The sequence below is a fragment of the Halobacillus hunanensis genome (assembly GCF_900166655.1).
Classification (GTDB): Bacteria; Bacillota; Bacilli; order Bacillales; family Halobacillaceae; genus Halobacillus_A; species Halobacillus_A hunanensis.
This window is the reverse complement of record NZ_FVZB01000007.1, coordinates 187868-207978: the sequence shown is the minus strand read 5'-3', so window position 1 is coordinate 207978 and position 20111 is coordinate 187868. Positions and strand designations below refer to the sequence as shown.

General features: G+C 44.4%; 17 protein-coding genes. 3 read left to right on the top strand and 14 right to left on the bottom strand.

The window, feature by feature from the left end; all coding sequences use genetic code 11:
- Positions 1-16 precede the first annotated feature (16 nt).
- From B5354_RS13600 to B5354_RS13580, 6 genes are all read right to left on the bottom strand, one after another.
- Positions 17-310 carry an HNH endonuclease gene (locus tag B5354_RS13600; protein ID WP_245804794.1) on the bottom strand — a complete coding sequence of 98 codons (294 nt, stop codon included), beginning with the start codon at positions 308-310 and terminating at the stop codon, positions 17-19.
- A complete protein-coding gene (addA, locus tag B5354_RS13595; RefSeq protein WP_079529358.1) occupies positions 288-4007 on the bottom strand; it encodes a helicase-exonuclease AddAB subunit AddA in 3720 nt (1239 codons plus the stop codon). Before addA ends, B5354_RS13600 begins: the two co-directional genes overlap by 23 nt.
- Positions 3991-7509 carry a helicase-exonuclease AddAB subunit AddB gene (gene addB, locus B5354_RS13590; protein WP_079529357.1) on the bottom strand — a complete coding sequence of 1173 codons (3519 nt, stop codon included), beginning with the start codon at positions 7507-7509 and terminating at the stop codon, positions 3991-3993. The genes addA and addB overlap by 17 nt, the downstream gene beginning before the upstream one ends.
- 64 nt (positions 7510-7573) lie before the next feature.
- On the bottom strand, positions 7574-7723 hold the full coding sequence (locus B5354_RS20520; protein WP_176142494.1) for a hypothetical protein: 150 nt from the start codon (positions 7721-7723) through the stop codon (positions 7574-7576).
- 40 nt (positions 7724-7763) lie between these two features.
- Positions 7764-8318, bottom strand: coding sequence for a signal peptidase I (lepB, locus tag B5354_RS13585; RefSeq protein WP_079530584.1), 555 nt, complete (start codon positions 8316-8318; stop codon positions 7764-7766).
- A gap of 40 nt (positions 8319-8358) precedes the next feature.
- The gene (locus tag B5354_RS13580) at positions 8359-9006 is read right to left on the bottom strand and encodes a TVP38/TMEM64 family protein (RefSeq protein ID WP_079529356.1); all 648 of its coding nucleotides are present in this window, start codon (positions 9004-9006) and stop codon (positions 8359-8361) included.
- A 211-nt stretch (positions 9007-9217) separates the two neighbouring features.
- On the opposite strand from B5354_RS13580, the gene B5354_RS13575 reads away from it, so the two are divergent.
- Complete coding sequence (locus tag B5354_RS13575; RefSeq protein ID WP_079529355.1) at positions 9218-9586, top strand: YhjD family protein; 369 nt, start codon at positions 9218-9220, stop codon at positions 9584-9586.
- 24 nt (positions 9587-9610) lie between these two features.
- Here the strand turns inward: B5354_RS13575 and B5354_RS13570 are convergent, their stop codons facing one another.
- On the bottom strand, positions 9611-10138 hold the full coding sequence (locus B5354_RS13570) for a competence protein ComK (RefSeq protein WP_079529354.1): 528 nt from the start codon (positions 10136-10138) through the stop codon (positions 9611-9613).
- 212 nt (positions 10139-10350) lie between these two features.
- Here B5354_RS13570 and B5354_RS13565 point away from each other — a divergent pair, with 212 nt between their 5' ends.
- Entirely contained in the window at positions 10351-10812 is a 462-nt protein-coding gene (locus B5354_RS13565) for a DUF3939 domain-containing protein (protein ID WP_079529353.1), read from the top strand.
- 400 nt (positions 10813-11212) lie between these two features.
- Here the strand turns inward: B5354_RS13565 and B5354_RS13560 are convergent, their stop codons facing one another.
- From B5354_RS13560 to B5354_RS13550, 3 genes are all read right to left on the bottom strand, one after another.
- Complete coding sequence (locus tag B5354_RS13560; protein ID WP_079529352.1) at positions 11213-12742, bottom strand: fatty acid--CoA ligase family protein; 1530 nt, start codon at positions 12740-12742, stop codon at positions 11213-11215.
- A 138-nt stretch (positions 12743-12880) separates the two neighbouring features.
- Positions 12881-13882 (bottom strand): lipoate--protein ligase, encoded by a 1002-nt coding sequence (gene lplA, locus B5354_RS13555; protein WP_079529351.1) that lies wholly within the window; start codon positions 13880-13882, stop codon positions 12881-12883.
- Positions 13883-13939: 57 nt separating this feature from the next.
- Positions 13940-14686: an MBL fold metallo-hydrolase gene (locus tag B5354_RS13550; protein ID WP_079529350.1), complete on the bottom strand. Its 747-nt coding sequence runs from the start codon at positions 14684-14686 to the stop codon at positions 13940-13942.
- 116 nt (positions 14687-14802) lie between these two features.
- On the opposite strand from B5354_RS13550, the gene yhfH reads away from it, so the two are divergent.
- Positions 14803-14931 carry a protein YhfH gene (yhfH, locus tag B5354_RS13545; RefSeq protein WP_176142493.1) on the top strand — a complete coding sequence of 43 codons (129 nt, stop codon included), beginning with the start codon at positions 14803-14805 and terminating at the stop codon, positions 14929-14931.
- Positions 14932-15345: 414 nt separating this feature from the next.
- Here yhfH and B5354_RS13540 read toward each other — a convergent pair whose 3' ends face one another.
- The 4 genes from B5354_RS13540 to hemE form a co-directional block, all read right to left on the bottom strand.
- Positions 15346-16371 (bottom strand): LacI family DNA-binding transcriptional regulator, encoded by a 1026-nt coding sequence (locus B5354_RS13540; protein ID WP_079529348.1) that lies wholly within the window; start codon positions 16369-16371, stop codon positions 15346-15348.
- A 269-nt stretch (positions 16372-16640) separates the two neighbouring features.
- A complete protein-coding gene (hemY, locus tag B5354_RS13535; RefSeq protein WP_079529347.1) occupies positions 16641-18050 on the bottom strand; it encodes a protoporphyrinogen oxidase in 1410 nt (469 codons plus the stop codon).
- A 3-nt stretch (positions 18051-18053) separates the two neighbouring features.
- Positions 18054-18989 carry a ferrochelatase gene (gene hemH / locus B5354_RS13530; protein WP_079529346.1) on the bottom strand — a complete coding sequence of 312 codons (936 nt, stop codon included), beginning with the start codon at positions 18987-18989 and terminating at the stop codon, positions 18054-18056.
- A 13-nt stretch (positions 18990-19002) separates the two neighbouring features.
- Positions 19003-20037: a uroporphyrinogen decarboxylase gene (gene hemE / locus B5354_RS13525; protein WP_079529345.1), complete on the bottom strand. Its 1035-nt coding sequence runs from the start codon at positions 20035-20037 to the stop codon at positions 19003-19005.
- Between the last annotated feature and the right edge of the window lie 74 nt (positions 20038-20111).

Below are 20111 nucleotides of genomic sequence, written 5' to 3'. Positions count from 1 at the left end.
CCGTAAGCCATCCACTTTACCGCCTTCTCCTCCGATTCGCTTTACGTGTCGTAATTCTCTTCTCTGGATCTTGCTTCTTGACCCAGCGCAGATACTTCCCCATATCAGGATGGTCTGCCAGGCGTTCCAGAGTATGATAAAACCCTGCCAGCTCTTCATTTGTAAATAAGGCGTGAAGCTGGCGGTGACAGGCGCTGCACAGCATCGCCGTCGGTCCGTCAACCCCGCCGTATTGTTTAGGAATCAAATGATGCACAGTCGTGGTGATCGGTGTTCGCTCGCAAAGGTCACACGTGTTTTCCACTACCATCAACCTCCACTAGCAAGGGGCCGTTAAAGAAGTAAAGACAGCTTCTCTTAACTGGCTGATGCCAGATTTTTTCTAAAGCTGTTTGATAGAGTTGCAGCTGGGTTTCGTATCGCTTCTTAAGCTGATCCGGAACGCTTGCATCGTCTGCATCAAACGTATCACTTTTATAATCAAGGATCAGCCAGCCATCTTTATAGGGAATCATCGCATCGATAACCCCCTGGATAAATACCCTTTCCTCAGTTGGTTCTTGCCAATCTTTGTACACCTCATTAGCGGGCAGTGTCAAACTGAACGGAACTTCCCGCTCCACCTGTTCTGCCTGCTGAATCAGCTTACCTATCGGTGTTTGGAAAAAGGCGGCAATCGCCTCAGCATCGACGACATCCGCTTCTTCTCTTCTCAAAATTTCCTTCATGACAAGATGTTCAACAAATTCCAATACTTCTTCAGCTGTATGGTCTTTATGCAGAGGAATGTGCTGCATCACGGTATGCATGGCACTCCCTTTCTCCCCTGCTGTCAGTCGTTCGCTTTCCTGCATAAAACGCGGCCGCTTGGCAATCGGGGCACGGTAAGGAATGAGCAGCTGGTCACTGGAATACTCATCCTTTACCTCCCGTTGGCGTTTAATCTCGGTAACGGACTGCTTGGCACGGGACATGGCCGCCTTCTGATGTGGATACTGATAGTTAAGCCTTGCGTTGATAAACTCATTTTCCGAATCCGTCGGCATCGGCTTCCACTCCGAAATATGCTTCTGTAACTGCTCGTCCCGCTGCTTCTCAAGCTCACTCACTTCAGCAAAATCTTTCTTATGTTTCAGCATGACTTGCCACTCGGAAATATCCTGTTCGATCGCTTTTGCTGTTTTGACCGTAACCTGTTCTTCGCGAAGCAGACCGGTGTCCTGATGACGAATCAGCGCAGCCCCTACCCAGTCGAGATAGGACTTCGCCTCTAGACGGTCATGCGGCGGAAGCACCCAGTCTTGCCGATCAACATAGGTTTGCCATTTCTGTTGTTTTTTTTCAAAAGAAGCAACATTCCCGACCATGATAAGCTTTTCCTTCGCCCTCGTTAACGCTACATAAAGCACCCGCATTTCCTCGGCTAATAACTCCCTGAGTTTAATGCGTTTTAAAGCATGGTAAGCCAGCGTTGGAAACATGAGTCGCTTCTCTGGATTGATATAGCGCGAACCAAATCCATAGTCTTTATGAAGCAAGTAGCGATCTCGTAAATCCATCATATTAAACTGCTTATCCATCGCTCCCAGGATCACAACTGGAAACTCCAGCCCTTTACTTTTGTGAATCGTCATAATTCGGACCACATCTTCCTGTTCCCCGAGAGCTTTCGCTGCGCCAAGGTCATCCCCGCGTTCCTCCATTCGTTCAATAAACCGCAGGAAGCGGAACAGGCCGCGGAATGAAGTCGACTCATAAGATTTAGCCCGGTCATACAGGGCTCTTAAGTTAGCCTGACGCTGGCGCCCGCCTGGCATGCCGCCGACAAAATCATAGTAGCCGGTTTCCCGGAAAATATCCCAAATTAAATCAGATAAAGCCCCTTGGCGCGCTCGTTCACGAAAACTGCTTAGCAGATTTAAAAACTCCTGCACTTTGCGTCTCGTTTCCGGATTACCATAGTAGGACCGAATCGACTCATAATAGCTCACTTTTTGATTTTCTAAGCGAAGCTGCATCAGTTCATCTTCATCAAGGCCGACAATCGGTGATTTAAGCACAGACGCAAGCGGGATGTCCTGCATCGGATTATCAATAACTTTTAAGAGATTCAGCATGATTTTAACTTCGATTGCTTCAAAGTAACCTGTCGACAGCTCCGCATAAACCGGGATGCCTTGCTTCTTCAATTCATCAACAATGGTCGGAGCCCATGTCATGGAGCGCATTAAAATCACGATATCTCGATATTGCACAGTCCGCTTCATGCTGGTGGCTTTATCAACAACCATCAGCGGAGCTTCCTCTCCATGTCCGAGCCATTTCCGAATTTTCTCGCCATAAGCTCTCGCCTCAATTTGCGCTTTTTCTAAATCCTCGTAGCCTTCATCATCCTCAGAATCACCTTCCTTCGTTTCACGGTCGATAATCATCAGCTCAGCGCTTGCATCCTCACTCGTTAGATCATCGTAAACCGAATTACTATAAATCAGCTCAGCTTCCGGCTCATAATTCATTTCCCCCACTTCTTCATCTAAGAGCTGGCGGAAAATATAGTTGGTCGCATCGAGCACCTGCCTACGGCTGCGGAAATTGCGAGCCAGATCGATCCGCTCCCCTGCTTCAGGCTGCTCACCATAGTTTTTATATTTGGTTAAAAATAATGATGGCTCGGCGTGTCTGAATCGATAAATACTTTGTTTGACGTCACCGACCATGAACAAGTGACCGGCCTGCTGACCGTCTGTTAACAGCCGGAGCAATGTCTCTTGAACGAGGTTCGTATCCTGGTATTCATCAATTAACACTTCACCGAACTGATCATGAAAACTCTTTGCGACAGGCGATGGTACAGGTTGTTCTTTTGTAGAGGATTCATCCAGTAAAATTTGAAGACAGTAGTGTTCAAGGTCCGAGAAATCAACGAGTGCTTTCTCTTTTTTCAAGAGCCGATAGCGTTCATGAAAATCTTTTATAACAATCGCAAGCTGTTCCATAACGGGATGAAGCTCTTTCATATCTTTTAAATAACTCTCGAGGGTGCGCTGAAACCATTCATCTTTCATATCATTCCAGCGCTTTTTATAACCATTACGAATGCTCTTAGCTCGTTCTTTTTTCGCTTCATCACAATCCATTTTCTTGCGGGATAAGGCCGGGAATTTGCTTGAGGTCATCACGCTTTGCAGTTCGTTCCAGGAAACCGCATGAGCCCCTTTAGCCTGTTGAATCATCTCTAAATCCTGTTCTGCTGTTTCCCCATAGCTTGATGGTCCGTCTGGTTCACGCGTAAGCTCAAGCAGCTGATACGCCTCCGCTTCGATCGCATTGAGCTGACTCGTGACATCACGCTTTAAATGGGAGAGCCAAACAAGCTCATCCTCACTTCCTATGTCCTCAACGTTATACATGTCAACCATCTCATCCAGCCATTGTTCAGGCCATGGATTTTGCATCGCGAACGTATATAAATCGAGCACGAGCTTTTCGACGTCTAAATCACTGCGGTCACTTGAAAAACGATCGACCACGTCAAAGAAACGATCGCGTTCTTCTCCTTCTTTGCCATACCAGTCTTCAAATAAATCCTCCAGAACCTCCTGCCTGATAAGATCCGCTTCGATGTCATCAGCAATCCGAAATCCTGGGTCAAGATCAAGCATGTAGGCATTTTTCCGGACTACTTCCATACAGAAGGAATGCAGTGTGGAAATCGAAGCGTTTTGCAGCAGCGACAGCTGTTTTTTCAAATGCTGAGAACCAGGATTTTCTTCAAGCGCTTGGCCTAATGCTAGACCGACCCGGTTTCTCATTTCCTGAGCAGCGGCGTTCGTAAATGTCACGACGAGCAGAGAATCAATGTTCACTGGCGCCGTCTTATGGAGAAGCTTCTGAATGATTCTTTCGACTAAGACCGCCGTTTTCCCTGATCCAGCAGCAGCTGCAACGAGGACATTGGACCCTTCTGTATAGATCGCTCGTTCCTGTTCTTTAGTCCAGCTTACCAAATCGATTCTCCTTTCTCGTCACAATCTGTTGAATGACTTCTTCTTCCTTCCATTCCTTAAGCTTACGGTAGTCGTTATCCTCAAGGGAAGGATCAAACTGGCAAACGGAGCGGAATGGACAGTAGTCACAGGCTCTCTGTTGTCCTTTTTGAAAAGGGTTAAGATCAACCTCCCCTTCCGTTACCCGTTGTCCGGCCTCGATCATCACATCACGAATGTAACTTCGTAAGTCGTTGAATTTTTCCGTTTCGATCGTTTTGGATCCTTTATAAAATCCGCCATTGGCTTTAAGTCCGGCTGGAATGATCTGACTTTGCCCTTTCTCAAGACTCGTATCCATCATGTGTACTAACTGCTCATTTTCAAGCAGGAGACCTTTCATTTTAAACTTCTTGAAAATCTCCTCCTCGATCTGGTCATCACCAAGGATTTGTTTTCCTGACACCATCGGATTATGGACATGGAAATAGAGAACTCCCGCCGGTAGTGCCGGTGCGCCCAGCCAGTGCTCGGCATTCGTCAATACAACATCAAGGTAGGCCAGCATTTGTAAGGCTAATCCATAATAAACATCAGTTAAATTCAAGCCTTTTTCACTCGATTTGTAATCGATGATTCTTAAGTAAAGTGCCTGCTCGTGCAAGGCCCGATCTACTCTGTCAATGCGGCCCCGCAGCATCAACTCATGGCCGTTCGGCAGCCCGAGGGATAGCGGCGGCAGCTTGGCATCCTTGCCCGTCCCAAATCCAAGCTCAAGGCCGACCGGAGAGAACCTGCTTTTTCGAGCTTGTTCACTCAATATTAAAGCAGCCCGGGACACGACACCCTGAAGCTTATGCTTAATGTAATGATGGCGATTGGAACTGTGCAGAATTTGGTTTTGCAAAATCGGAGCGAGTTTAGTCATTACTTTTTCAGCATAATGAGCCGTTTCGTTTTTATTCAGATCGGCAAAGTCACGGCCTTCCTGCTGAACCCATTCGGTAATCTGTTTCAATGCCTCATGGAAAAGCTGGCCGATGTCTGGCGCATCAAGCTTGTACGTTTTACGCTCTTCTAAATTCAAGCTGTGACGCGAAAAATATTGGTAAGAGCAGCGATGGTACGTTTCAAGCCGTGATACACTCGTCTTCAGCGGGCCATCAAACATCCGTTTCTTCGTATCTTGCGCTAAATCCACTGGCTGATTTTTATAAAATAAACTGTGTAGAATTCGATTAGTCAGACCGTTCCTTTCCTCTGCCTGGATATACCAATTCAGGACATTCCACCAAGTAGAGGGAAGAGGATAGCCACGTAAATAACGGGATAGCTGTGAGGTTAAAGCGGACCGCGTTTTCACAGGGTTCGTAATAAACCGTGTGGCATCTTCCTCATCATCGGCATCTTTCAGGAGCACATGGCTGTTCCGGACAGCTGGAAATAACTCATCGAGCCGTTGAATGATCTGTGAAGGAACTTTAGACTTTCCTTCTTCATTACTTAATGGATAGCTGATCCATAGGTGCTCTGAGGCCATCGTCAGCGCCAAATACATATAGAAACGGTCATCAAGCAGCTGGCGGTTCGTGCCGTCTGCCAGTTTGATACCGCCTTCTGCCAACAGCGTACGTTCCCGCTCAGAGATCATGCCATCCACCGTTGGTTTCATCGGCCAGATTCCATCTGTAACCCCTAATAAAAAGGAGGCTTTGATGCCAGTGATACGGGAACGATCTACATTTCCGACGATCACATGATCCATGCTCGGTGGAACGTGAGCGAATGTCAGAGACTCGAGACCGCTCTCGATAATACTTCTGAACACTTGAAGCGAAATTCCCTCGTCTCCAGCCATCTCGACCATTTCATCTAACAGCTGCAGAAGCGCGTCCCAGACTTGCTCCTGCTCGCGTCCCTTCTCGATTTCTCCTCTTTGATCGAAGCGACCACGCCATGTTTCCAATTGAGCAGGAATTTCCATTGCTTCAAGCCAGCTGTAAACTGCTCGGGAGCGCTCTTCAACTGTCTTTGCCTCTCTTAGTTGTTCGTCGAAGGGCTCCAGCACTCTCGTGACTTGCCTGCGATAAGCATTAATTCGCTTCTGCTTCTGCTTTTCTTCATCTGTTTGAGAAGATTGTTCGAACCCTTTAAATCGCTGATAAATCCATGGTTCTTCACTAAACCAGCGCTCACGCCGGCGAATCCCGTATTCCAATACATAGTTTTCGAGTTCATCAATCGCATCCTCTGTTAACGGAAACGTTGGATTACTCGACGGAATCAGTCCTGTTTTCAGTAATCGGAACACCGCGTCATAACGAAAATTCCCTTCGATTACGTCAAGACCTGATCGAATCAATTCCATAACAGGATGATTCAGCATCGTCTTTTTTTCATCAATAAAAACTGGAATCCCATAATCTTCGAACAAAGTCTCGATTAAACTGTGATAAACGTCAGGCTCCCGAATCAGCACTGCCATATCTTTATAACGGTAGCCTTCATCCCTTACTAAGCGAAGGATTTCCTGGGCGACCCCTTCCACCTCAGCCCGCGGATGAGCGGCCTCGGCAAGTTGAATGGGTGCTTCTCCTTCCCATTCAGGGGCCGGTCGCTGATCAAAGTAACGCTCAAGGTGCAGCAAGGCCGGTTGGCCATGGAGACGTCCGTAATGATGATCCAACTCTACAATGCCTTCCATTTCTGTCCCTGTTTCTTCAGCAATTTGCTTCAATGTAAAGTACGTTTCCTTCGTTTCGTGAAACAGATCCAGCTCTTGATTTTCTTCAAGCTCAGGCATTTCTGTGGTTAATGACACGACAACACGATCAGCCTTTTTCAAAAGGGCCTCGATAACTGTATATTCCTGCGGCGTAAAACTATGGAAACCATCTAAATAAACCTCTGCCCCTTCTAAAAATTGGGCCTCTGGAATTTTATCAGCAAGCAGCTGCAGCTGATCCTCCCCATCTATGTATTGTTCTCTCAATGCATCAGAGAGGTGCTCAAAAATGTAGGATAAATCATCCAGCTTATCTCGCAACCCTTCTTCATGACTTGTTTTATGGACGATCTGATCCATAGCATTCATTTGCAACTGCAAGGTTTGCGGCGAGATGTTATAACGCTTAAACTCCGTAATCATCCCTTCTAGCTGCTCAATAAAGCCTTGTTTCTCAATAGCCTTCTGAAAAACTCTCCAATCTGACGTCCGCTCTTCCACAATCTTTCGAAGCATCATTTGTATGCCGGTCGAGCTGATAAACTTCTTCGTTCCACCGCCTGTTTCTTGAAAAACACGCCACGCCAGACGAGAGAAACTGAAGACTTGAGCCCTGATCGAACCTTCCACCCCGTCTCGTTTCAGCAGCGTATATTCCTGCTGGAAGGTCATTTGATCGGGAACGATATACATGATCGGCCGTCCTTTAGGATCAGCTTTTAATTTTGCTTCAATCTCTTCAAGCACTCGCACGCCCTTACCTGCCCCGGAGCGTCCAAGCAAAAACTGTATCGCCATGTCATGTACCCCTTTTCGATAATTTTTTCTCTTATTCTAGTATCCTTCATTTGGGACTCACTGGTCAATCATCGCGGTTGTAAACTCTCAGCGGTATGGCTTCCTGCTGCGTGGGATTCGGCCGTATCTCAGTCGAATTCTTCCCTAACTCGTAATGATTCGTCCCTAACTCTTTCTCGCTCCCTTCCTTTTCAGCTGCAAAATTTATTTTCATAAAAAAACACCGGCCGAACGCGGACGGTGTTGGGATCCTATTAGTTAAATTGTAAATCTACTTGAGAAACCGGCCAATAACAGACATCTACTTTCCCGACGATACTCTCAGTCGGCACAAAGCCGAAATATCGACTATCCAGGCTGTCCCTTCGGTTGTCTCCCATCACAAACAAGTGGTTAGCCGGAACTTCACTTTCTCCGGTTACTTTTTCAAGCGTGAAATTGGTTGTAAACAGTCTCCCATCCTCCGGCCTTAATTCATCCAAATAAGGCTCGGGCACGCGTTGACCGTTTACATATAATACATCATTTCGAAAAGCGATATGATCCCCTTCGACACCAATGACCCGTTTCACGTAATCTTCCTTCTCATTAGCATGGAATACGATTACATCCCCACGATTCACGCCTTGCCAGTCATAAACTACTTTATTTACCATCAATAGATTCCCGTCTTCAAGAGTAGGTTCCATTGACTCTCCATCGACTACATAACTTGCAAAAAAATAAGATTTAAACACGAATGCCAACAAAAACGCCACCAGCACAGCCTGAATGATCTTATAGAATTTTTTCATCATTCTATCCTCCAGCCACATGTTCTTCTACTATTGTACCCTTCTGAACAGGAAGCTAACCGTTTTGATCTTTACGTTTTTCCGCTTTGTGCTGCAACCTCTTTTCAATAAATTTCCCAAGAATCCAGAACAATAGAATACAGACACCTACTACGATCGACTTGACCGGGTTTTGTGCGAACGAGGCGATACTGCTGCCCACATAGGCCACAGTAAAGATCATAACAGATTTCCCTAACAGAACAGCCAGGATAAATTGCTGGCGGCTCACCGTAGACAGTCCTGCTACAACATTAATGATAGAGGAAGGCGAAAATGGGAAACACATTAATAGAAAGAGAGGCCCGAACCCATGCTCCTCAAGCCACGTCATCACCCGCCGAACTTGCTTATTTTTTCTAATTATTTTAAAGAACCTCTTCTGTCCCAGGCGTCGAACGAGCATAAAGACAAGAATAGATCCAAATGCTGTCCCGATCCAGGAATATAAAAACCCTTTAAACAGTCCATATACGACCGAATTTGCCAGGACGAAGACGATAAGGGGCAAGATCGGTAAGAACGCCTCAAACATAGGCAGGATAATTCCCGGCAACGGTCCGAAACTCTGTAATTGCTCCAATTGGTTAATCACATAATCGAACAAGCGATCATCTTCAGCTAATTTTTTTAGTTTACCTACGGATATATTCAATAAATACATGATGGCGCCCCTTATTCCTACCGAAAAAAACAGCAGATACTTCTTCTATTTTAATAGATACACGGGCTCCTGCCTACTGAAAGATGAACCCATCTACAGTTTCCCCCTCCACTGCCATGTTTAACCTTTGAAAAATATTCTTGCATACTTTTTTCAAAATCGTGATATAATAAAACAAGAACAAACGTTCTCATTAAATGGAGGGAGCCTCATGCGGCACTTAAAACAAGAAGAATTGGAGATTGCCTCACATCATTTATTTTTGACAATGGCCATTGCGGTCATTCGTCAGGACCGTAAACATTTCGAGCGAGGACTATTTAAAATTAAAGAACCATATATGGAGCTGCTGAACAAAATGGAGCTCAAGGCTAGAAAGGAACGACAGAAGCTTAAAGCTCAAATGGACCATCAGCACTTGCAAGTGATCGAGTCAGGGCGCAATGATTCATTTACTTCTTTTTTATTTCTAGCCCACGGCTATGAAGAAAAACGCAACTACTTTAATCCAGCCATCAGAAAAAGGGTAGAAGGTATTTTATTTAAATTGATGGAAGATGCCCATAAGCTGCCCGAGTGATCACGGATACCCTGTACTTGTCACTTAAGCTAAATTTTCAGCAACTCGATCAGGCTGAGAGATAGAAGCTGCTGGCGTATGGCTCAGACGATCCTCAAGAATGAAACGGAATTGCGCCGTTCGCTGGACCTGGTTCGCAATCATCCCTGCAGAAACCGGAACATTAACAGAAGCACCGTTTATAAAATGGATGGTCGTAGTATGATCGTTTTCTCCTTTATAAGAACGAATGTACTTATGGGCAATCCAGGAGCATTCTTTTCTTTTTGGGGAAATAATAGGGAAGAAATACATGCCCATCTTCTGGGAGATGACAATGGGAGGCTTATGCGTAAATCCAGCTACTTGCTTAGTCCCGGCCATACGTCCTTCAAGGCTGCTGGCAAAATATCGACAGGATTGATCAATAATTTGACCAGGATGAAAAGGTAAATCAAATTTGTCCTCACTTTCAATCACTTCTGTAATCACCTGCCCATGCCGATCATACTTAGCGATTAAAGCCATGGTTTGCGGGTTTACCTCATATTCTCTGTTTTGAATGTAATCCAAATTTCTCAACTTCCTTTCCATGATCATATGACTTTTTCCACTGTAAAATGGAACAAGTAACTTATACTTCTTAAATTTACCAAAAAACTCTCCGAAAGTCTAAATATTCTTTCAAAAATATTGAAACTTTTTTAGCAGGAGTAGATTCCCCTGAAAAAGGGTATTTTTAAAGTATGTTCTGAATTTGAAAAGTTAAAAAGGAGGGGTAGTGTATGTGGAAAAAAAAGAAAAAAGGCCAGTCAAAACACGAGCAGTCCCTTGAGGTAAAAGAATTATCACTAAATCAAGTACGGCAGGCCATTCATAAGTATGCAGATGATAAACCAGCCGAAATCCCTCTAAGCGTGTTAATCAATCACGACTTAACACTCGATTATCAATTGCTGGCACCCTACTTGCACGGCATCCCTAGACATCGCTATTACATGTCGCGGGAAACCTACGAACTATTCACCGAAGAAGACAAACAACTGGCCTATGATCTCGATGCCGTCCAACAGGCGGTAGACCAGTATATGCAGCAAACACAAGAAGCTCCTGTGATTGAGAACGACCCTTATAAAAAGATCAACTATTTTAAGCTTGAAGGGTTAGGACTGTTACCAGAACGTCCTGAACGTGATTTTTATTTAACAAATGAGGAGTTTATGATTACGTACAAAAAACCGGACTAATACTGACCCGCGTCCTTGAAGGCCAATTTGTCCAACCTCAAGTAATCCTCATCTACAATTGGTTATTTTTATCATTTCCAATTCAAAAAAAAGTGCCAATGAGACGACTGGTTAACTTTTGAGTGAGGGAATTAATTGTATGAAGAAACTAGATTATAGCTCCTTCACAACTACACTCATCAGTAATGATTACTGACCCCCAAATGTGATGTCATTACCACAAATGGTGTGTAATAAATAAGCGCGATCGCTTATCTAAATCTATTGTAATACATCTTCCTGCCCTATTCACCGAAAAGATTTTGCGGAAGACCGCAAAACCTTGCGTCATTACTAGTTTATGACATCCTAACCTCTTTCGGTATTCCCAAAACGCATCGATTTGGAACCCAACAATTTGCTAGTTTGTCAGCTTTTCCCGTAAATTTTTTCTTAATATTTTACCTGTAGTGTTTTTCGGTAATTCTTCCATAAAATGAATTCTTGCAGGCTGCTTGTATTTAGCTAGATATCCTTTGCAGTACTCTTTTAAAGTGGATTCATTCAAAGCTGGATTCGACGACACCACAAAACTGATCACCATTTCACCAGAATTTGGATCCGGGGTGCCGATAACGGCTGCTTCGGAAATATCAGGGTGATCATACAAAACCTCTTCCACTTCTCTCGGGTACACATTGTAGCCGCCAACAATGATCATATCTTTTTTTCGATCAACGATATATAAGTAGCCCTCATCGTCCATCCGTGCCATATCTCCCGTGTACAGCCATCCATCCCTTAGTGTCACAGCTGTTTCTTCCGGCATGTTATAATAACCTTTCATCACGTTAGGACCACGTACGATTAATTCCCCAACTTCTCCCGGCGGCAGCTCCTCTCCAAGCTCGTCCACCACTTTATTTTCTACATGAACGATGTTCGTGCCAATCGATCCTGGTTTACGAGGACGGTCCAGCGGGTTAAACGCTGTTACAGGCGAAGCTTCAGACAGACCATACCCTTCGGAAATTTGCACATTAAACTGCTCTTCAAATTTATTCAGCAGTGCCACAGGCATTGAGGATCCCCCCGACACACAAATTCTCATATGTTTAAAAGCTTCCGTTTGCCCGCTTCCTGTTTGAGCTAAGTAATTGTACATCGTCGGAACACCAGCAAATATCGTGGCCTTTTGCGTACTGGCAATCTCAAAAACTTCCTGAGGAGAAAACTTCGGTACAATCAGAACCGTTCCGCCATTCATTAGCGGAGCGTTTAAAGCAACCGTTAAACAAAACACATGGAACATGGGAAGCGTGGCAATGACCCGATCACCCTGGGAATAATTTAGATAATCAGCAACATCTTTAGCATTTGAATAAAGATTTTTGTGGGTAAGCATGGCCCCCTTCGGTTTACCCGTAGTGCCAGAGGTGTATAGAATAACCGCTACATGATCTTCCGATAATTCAGGTTTTGAAAAAGAAAGGTCACCTTCTTCCACCGTCTTTGTAAACGATTTCATTTTTTCCGATAAAGAAGATTCTGCATTGCCTATTTTCGTTTCAGCTACAAAGTAATGGGAAATCTCCAGATCATCATCCATCTGCTCGAATTTACCCATTAAGACATCCATCGTCATAACAGCCTTCACGTCACCATTCTTCAAAATATAGCGCATTTCCTCGGCCGTATATGTCGGGTTGATCGGGATTACAGTAGCTCCCACTCGTAGAGCACCATATAACCCAATCATGAACATCGGACTATTCCCACTTACTAGAGCAATATGATCCCCTTTCCCATAACCCAGTTTTCGTAAGCTTGAGGCAAATTTTGATACAGATCCATCAAACTCCTGGTAGCTTGCTCCTTCTCCCTGAAACAAATACGCCTGCTTTGAAGGGTGTGCTGAAGCTACAACGGACAGTTGATCACTTAAGTTCATGTACTGCTCCCCTTTGTTATGAATGAGTGTTCATTCATTTATTTTTGAATATTCCTTTTTATTATAAAATACTGACAATTGGATAGCAACAACAGTCTATTACAAAAACCGACGTTCGTTAAAACGCCGGTCCCTGTGTTAATAAACCATATCTAAAAAGTCTTCTTTAGTGATCTTCCCTAAGTAATGAGAGATGTCCACATCAGCGACAGCATCAGAAATTGCTTGCCGTTCATATTTTGTATCCACCAATTTATTTTCAATATCAGCGATGTCGCCAATTCCGAAAAAGTCACCATAGATTTTCGCATTACGAATATAGCCTTTTGCTACATCAAGACGAATATCGTAGCTTCCCGCTCCTTCAATCCGTTTTGTATGCTGAATGTTAAACTTCGGTGACCGGCCATAGTTCCAATCCCAATTCTTATATCGTTCATCGGCGATTTTATGAATCTCTTCCCAGTCCTTCTCCGTTAAGTGATAGTAAGGAGCATCTTTCTCGTCCTCCACATCAAATATATAACGAACGATCATGTTTTTAAATTCTTCGATCGTGATTGGTTCATCGAGGAACTCCGAGATGTTTGCCACCCGACTGCGAATCGATTTAATCCCTTTGGACTTGATCTTCTCTGTTTTAACATTAAGAGCTGAAACAACATTCTCGATCTCAGAATCAAGCATCAGAGTGCCATGGCTAAACATACGGCCTTTTGTAGTAAACTGCGCGTTGCCGGAAATTTTCCGCCCGTTCACTACAATATCATTACGCCCGGACAGTACTGCTTCTACCCCAAGGTTGTTCAAAGCTTGCGTAACAGGCTCGGTAAACTTCGCAAAATCATGGAAACTGTCGCCATCATCTTTCGTTATAAAACTGAAGCTCAAATTCCCAAGATCGTGATAAACTGCGCCGCCGCCAGATAATCGACGAACCACATGAATTCCGTTTTCCTCCACATAATTTGTATTAATCTCTTCGACCGTATTTTGGTTTTTCCCAATGATAATCGAAGGCTCATTCACATAAAAAAGCAAATAAGTCTCATTAATATCTAAATTTTTCAAAGCATATTCTTCCACCGCTAAATTAATGCGGGGATCATTGCTTTTAGTATCATGATTGATTACCAGCATCCAATCATCCTTTCCTGCTTTATACCCACTTTCTATTGTACGAGATTCGACACGATTTCACAATTTATTAAGATCCTTGTCCCATGTTAATCCCTCTTTTGCTAATTGAATCGATCCTTGAAAAACGTCCTCCGCCTCTTGTTTCAGCCGCGTGTGCTGACCAAAATGCGGCAAATGACTCAACCAAAGAGCTTCCACACTGGCATCCCTGGCTATTGTGGCAGCTTCCTCGCTTGTCATATGACCTGGACCACTCCCGTCCATTCCTTTATAAAAATTTGTATCCGTGATCAGCAAATCCGCTCCGCTGGCAAATGCGGACCAACCTTCGTTGTAGCTTGAATCAGCTGTGTACACAACCGTTTCTGTACTATCACAGATCTTCATTCCATAACAAGGAACAGGATGGCTCGTTTTATTAAATTCAATCGAAAATGGCCCCAGATAAAGGGTTTCCTCCGGATTGTAAGCCACGCCGCGTGTGTACTGATGTGCAAGTTCACCAAATGCTGCCTCATCTTTTTTATGACCGTAAATAGGCAGAACCCGCTCTGTCTCATTGATCATATTTTGCACGAGCCAAGCGTACTGCAGCACCCCTATATCCGCGATATGATCCTGGTGGTAATGGGATAGAATCACCGCATCCAAGTCCATAATTTCTTTAAAAGGCTGCAGCCTTGACAAAGCACCGCTTCCACAATCCACTAATAATGAGTATCCATCCTTTTCAACCAAATAACTGGATGTAGCACTGCCTGATGCAGGATATCCACCCCAATATCCGATCACTGTTACTTTCATTTTCCCACTCCTTCCAACTTTTTGACTATTTTTCATTTGTCTTATAACAGCCTATTGATTTTTGCATATTGTTATAATACAATAAATTCACAATAAACATTTGGAGGCGATCTATCATGATGAATGTTATCGAGTTCTTTCGTAATCTTCCAAAGAAGCAATGTTCAAGCTGTGGCAATGTCATTCAGGAGCAAGCAGACTGCTACAGTAATTTATGCGATGAATGTAATTCCCCTGCTCGTTAAAGGTCCTATTCCACAAAATTATACAATTGGAACATCCTCTATCTGAGCAGCTGCCTAAGCTGCTATTTTTTTTGCCCCACAGGATGTGGGGTAGTTCGACGTTGGCACAGGCCCTACACGACGTAGGGTCGTTCGGCGTTGAAACAGGACGTTTCGGTTTTAGCCGAACTTCCTTTGTAACCGGTCTTAACCGAACTTCCTCTGTTCCCGGTTTTTCCCAGAACTTCCTTGAACTCCGAGCTAGTCAATTACCCTATCCATGCTTCGGACCCAACTCAGTGTGATTCTACCCAAAGTCAGATTGATTCTCCCCATATTCAAAAATATTCTACCCATAACCATAAAGATTCGGACCTAACCTCTCCTTATTCTTCCCAAAAACAAATTGATTCTAACATTAATAAATCCGCACGCTTATAAAGGTGCGGATTGAGAAACCATTTGTTTTCGATTTGTAGACGACCTGACAATTAATTCGTGTGGATAAACAAAACGACGCTCCTGAGCAGGGCCTTTGTCATTCATTTTAGCGACTAATACTTCAATTGTTTTGGCTGCCATGTCCTCGACAGGTTGTTCAATCGTTGTTATGGCAGGAACCATAAGCAAGGAAAGCATCTGATTATCAAAGCCGATAACGGCGAGATCTTCTGGGATGCTCCACCGAGACTGACCGGCAGCATAAACAATCCCAGCCGCTACTTCATCCGATCCAGTAAACACGCCATCCACATGCGGATGATGTTCTATTAAGTATTGGAAAACTTTCTGCCCATCGCCAACATCCAGAGCCCAGTCCACCTCCATCTTTGGATCAAACTCAAGATCATTTTCAGCCAGTGCTGCTAGAAAGCCTGCTTTCCGCTCTGAAGCTATGAAAGTGTCATGGCCGCCTGTTACGTAAGCGAGATGTTCGCATCCCTCACGAATAAGGTGAGATGTTGATTCATAAGCGGCTTGTTTATGATCAATATGAATCATTGATACTCCATGGGCCGGCCTGTATTCATTACACAGAACAATGGGGCCTGAAGCGAGGTAGGGTTCGATGTCCTGCCAATCGTTAATCAGCGAAGCCATAACCACACCGTCAACTTGTTTCGTTTTAAGTAACTGCAAATAATCAAGTTCCTTTTGTTTATCATCATGTGTTTGACAGACAATCACCTGATAACCGTTCCTGGACGCCTCTTTTTCCATGGATTCAATCAGTTTCCCGAAAAATGGATTCGTAATTCGCGGAAGCAGGACAGCAATCGTTTCCGTGCACCGCCTTCGCAACCTCCTTGCTGATGAATTGGGGACATATCCTAAACTTTTCATAGCATCTATGATTCGCTGCTTTTTGTCATCTGTAACGTACGGTTGATCATTAATCACACGGGATACTGTAGTTCTTGATAAACCCGCTAACTTTGCTACATCTTCAATCGTAGCCATACTATTCCTCCTGCAAGTTTCTATTCTGAAATCGCTTACATAACAAAAGGATACTAATACATTCCAAAAGATGCAAGAATTAAATCTGCTGCATTAGATAAAGAACAATCTTAAGGAGATCCGGAACAATCCCATTGAGTTAAGAAACAATTGCTATTGGCTGCGGGACAATCCTGCCAAGTTAGCGAACAATCATTCCGGAAACCGCTGTGTTCCTAGCAAAATTTTTCACAAGCAAAAAAACGGCTGCATGATTGCAGCCGCCTAGTCTAACGCGAAGTCAGATTCAAATATTGGAGAACATGGTCGACTGCAGCTTCACCTTGATCGATACAATCCGGCAAGCCAATTCCTTTATAGGACCCCCCCGCCAAATAAACACCTGGAAGCTCACGACGCATATTGTCCTCTACGGTCTGCAAGCGCTGCTTATGACCAATGGAATACTGCGGCATGGCGTTATGCCAGCGAGTTACGAGAGAAAAGTCAGGCTGAGCGGTAATATTCATCGTTTGATTCAGGTCTTTTAAGGCAATCGCAACAATCTCTTCATCTGGTAAGTCCACGACTTCCTGATCGCCAGGCTTCCCTAGATAACAGCGAAGCATGACTTTTCCTTCCGGTGTTGTATGGGGCCACTTTTTATGGGTCCATGTACATGCCGTAATTCTGAATTTGCTATTTCGTGAAACAACAAACCCGGTTCCGTCAATGTCTTTTTTTATGGCCGATTTATCAAAAGCCATCACGACATTGGCTACAGATGTTGCTTTCATTTCTTTGAAAGCATCCATAAACGCATATTGAGACAGCATGCGCTGTGCCGCAAAAAATGGAGCGGCGATGACTACAGCATCACATTTTTCTACGGTTCCATCACTAAGCAGAAGGTGATAATGATCTTGTTTTTTCTCAATATGGTCGACTTGAAGCCCTTTACGAATCGCCCCCGGCTCGAGGTTGTCAGCTGTGGCATCAACAAGCGAGCTGAGACCGTGGCGCAGTGTCCGGAACATGCTTGGTTTTTTCGCTTTCTTAGGCGGCCGGGTTCTCGTTTTCCGTAAGCCTTTAATAAGACTGCCATAGTCTTGTTCCAGTTCATAAAAGTGTGGAAAAGTTGCCTGCAAGCTTAAATCGTCAATGTCGCCGGCATAAATGCCGGATAACAGCGGCTCGATAAGATTTTCAACGACTTGATTCCCTAATCTTCTTCTGAAAAACAAACCAAGCGATTGATCGTCCCCCGCCTTCTGTTTAGATTTAGCTAGATCAAAGGCCGCACGGATTTTCCCGGCGGGCGTGAACAGCCCGGAAAACAGAAAGGGACGAATTCTTGTCGGGATCCCCATGATAGCCCCTTGCGGCATTTTATGGAGCTTTTCGTTGACTAATATATATGACTGACCGGTTCCATTTGGAACGAGCTTGTCCTCAAGCCCTACTTCTTTCGCCAATCGTGTGGCACTCTTTTTTCGTTCTAAAAAAGAGTCTGGGCCGCGCTCAATGGTATAACCATCTTGTTTCAGGGTGTTTATCTTTCCGCCTAGGCGGCGTGAAGCTTCGATCAGTTGGACATCCAATGGCAGCTCGTGCTGCTGCTTTTCTTTTTGTAAATAATAAGCAGCGGTTAATCCGGAGATTCCGCCGCCTATTATAATTACTTTGTTAGATTCAGCCATCGTCTACACCCGTTCGTTGACTTTATCCAGTACTACACCAGCTAACGTGCCGATAAAATCCGGATGTGTATTCGGCATTTCTGGACGATAGTAATTCGCACCAAGCTCTTCACAAACGACCTTACATTCATAGTCGTTATCGTAAAGAACTTCCAGGTGGTCTGACACAAAGCCTACCGGAGCGTAGACGAATGACCTATAGCCTTTCTCATGATACAGATCTCTCGTCAAATCCTGAACATCAGGTCCGAGCCACGGATCCGGCGTGTTCCCTTCACTTTGCCAGCCAATTTCATACTGGGTAATCCCAGACGCTTCAGAAATCAGTTCGGCTGTTTTCTGAAGCTGATCAGGATAAGGGTCGCCGCCCTGCAAGATTTTTTCCGGTAAACTATGGGCAGATACGACTAAGCAGGCCTTCGACTGCTCCGCTTCATCCATTTTGGCATATTCTTTAAGGATTTGTTCTTTCCAGTAGTCGATAAAACCAGGAGCATCATACCAGCTTTCGACTGATTGAATGGCGATCCCATGCTTTTCTGCTTCTTCTTTTGCACGTCCATTGTAAGATTTAACACTGAACGTGGAGTAATGAGGGGCCAATACGAGCGACACCGCTTCTTCAATACCGTCTTTTGCCATTTGTGCTACGGCATCTTCAACAAAAGGTTCAATATGCTTAAGTCCTAAGTATAACGTAAATTCCACATCATCTTGCTGCTCATTTAATGCTTTGGCCAATTCCTCACCTTGATTTTGCGTAATGCGCGCTAAGGGAGAAATTCCGCCAATTGCATCATATCGATCACGCAAGTCCTGCAGCATCTCTTGTGTAGGCGTGCGGCCATGACGAATGTGTGTATAATAACGTTCTAAATCTTCTTCTTTATAGGGAGTTCCGTAGGCCATCACGAGCAGGCCGATTTGTTTTTTTGCCATCAGTACTTCACCTCTATAATTTGGAGTAGTCATGAATTAAATGTGTCAGCCGTTTTAGCGTTTCTGGACTGATATCTGGCGTGACACCGTGTCCAAGGTTAAAAATATGCGCAGGATGCTGACGTCCTTCATCAAGAATTTGTTTCGTTCGTTCCTCAATAACAGACCAGTCCGACAGTAAAATCGATGGATCCAAATTTCCTTGCAGCGGCTTTGTAATGCCCATCTCTCGTGCTTCTGTAATCGACATTCTCCAGTCGAGTCCTAATACATCAATCGGCAGGTCATCCCATTGCCCTGCTAAATGCCTTGCTCCGACACCAAAAAGAATGAGCGGTACACCTTCAGGCTGCAATTCATTAAAAATCCGCTCCATCACGGGCTTAATAAATGCCCGATAATCTGTTTCATTCAAGGCACCTACCCATGAGTCGAAAATTTGAATCGCACGTGCTCCCGCTGCGATTTGGGAACGGACGTACGTAATTGTCATATCCGCCAGCTTGTCCATCAGCATAAACCACGCTTCAGGATCACTGTACATCAGTGATTTAGTTTTATTATAATTCTTAGACGGCCCGCCCTCAATCATATAGCTCGCCAGTGTAAACGGTGCCCCGCTGAATCCAATCAATGGAACGTTCAGCTGCTCTCTTGTCAAAAGACGGATTGTATCGAGTACATAAGGTACATCTACTTCCGGTTCGATCGTCCCGAGCTTAGCAATATCCGCTTTATTCTTAACGGGATTATGAATGACAGGTCCAATCCCCTTCTTAATTTCAACATCCACCCCAATCGCCGGCAGTGGTGACATGATATCTTTGTACAGGATAGCTGCATCGACACCATATTGCTCCACAGGCAGGCGTGTGACATAGGCACACAGCTCCGGCTGATGGGTAATTTCAAACAAAGAGTACTTCTCTTTTAACTTACGGTACTCTGGCTGTGACCGTCCGGCCTGGCGCATAAACCAAACTGGAGTGTAGTCTGTTTCCTCTCCTCTAAAAGCCTTTAAGATCGTATCATTCAATTCTTTCGACATGATTTATAACTCCTTTATAATGCGTGTTCAAAACCTTTGAACATTCCATTCCACACGGACATCTTCATCCGTTT

Bases quoted from the DNA above. Each gene is read 5' to 3' on its own strand.
- B5354_RS13600 (WP_245804794.1), bottom strand. From the start codon at position 310: ATGGTAGTGGAAAACACGTGTGACCTTTGCGAGCGAACACCGATCACC.
- addB (WP_079529357.1), bottom strand. From the start codon at position 7,509: ATGGCGATACAGTTTTTGCTTGGACGCTCCGGGGCAGGTAAGGGCGTG.
- B5354_RS20520 (WP_176142494.1), bottom strand. From the start codon at position 7,723: ATGAAAATAAATTTTGCAGCTGAAAAGGAAGGGAGCGAGAAAGAGTTA.
- B5354_RS13580 (WP_079529356.1), bottom strand. From the start codon at position 9,006: ATGTATTTATTGAATATATCCGTAGGTAAACTAAAAAAATTAGCTGAA.
- B5354_RS13575 (WP_079529355.1), top strand. From the start codon at position 9,218: ATGCGGCACTTAAAACAAGAAGAATTGGAGATTGCCTCACATCATTTA.
- B5354_RS13565 (WP_079529353.1), top strand. From the start codon at position 10,351: ATGTGGAAAAAAAAGAAAAAAGGCCAGTCAAAACACGAGCAGTCCCTT.
- B5354_RS13560 (WP_079529352.1), bottom strand. From the start codon at position 12,742: ATGAACTTAAGTGATCAACTGTCCGTTGTAGCTTCAGCACACCCTTCA.
- lplA (WP_079529351.1), bottom strand. From the start codon at position 13,882: ATGCTGGTAATCAATCATGATACTAAAAGCAATGATCCCCGCATTAAT.
- B5354_RS13550 (WP_079529350.1), bottom strand. From the start codon at position 14,686: ATGAAAGTAACAGTGATCGGATATTGGGGTGGATATCCTGCATCAGGC.
- yhfH (WP_176142493.1), top strand. From the start codon at position 14,803: ATGATGAATGTTATCGAGTTCTTTCGTAATCTTCCAAAGAAGCAATGT.
- B5354_RS13540 (WP_079529348.1), bottom strand. From the start codon at position 16,371: ATGGCTACGATTGAAGATGTAGCAAAGTTAGCGGGTTTATCAAGAACT.
- hemY (WP_079529347.1), bottom strand. From the start codon at position 18,050: ATGGCTGAATCTAACAAAGTAATTATAATAGGCGGCGGAATCTCCGGA.
- hemH (WP_079529346.1), bottom strand. From the start codon at position 18,989: ATGGCAAAAAAACAAATCGGCCTGCTCGTGATGGCCTACGGAACTCCC.
- hemE (WP_079529345.1), bottom strand. From the start codon at position 20,037: ATGTCGAAAGAATTGAATGATACGATCTTAAAGGCTTTTAGAGGAGAG.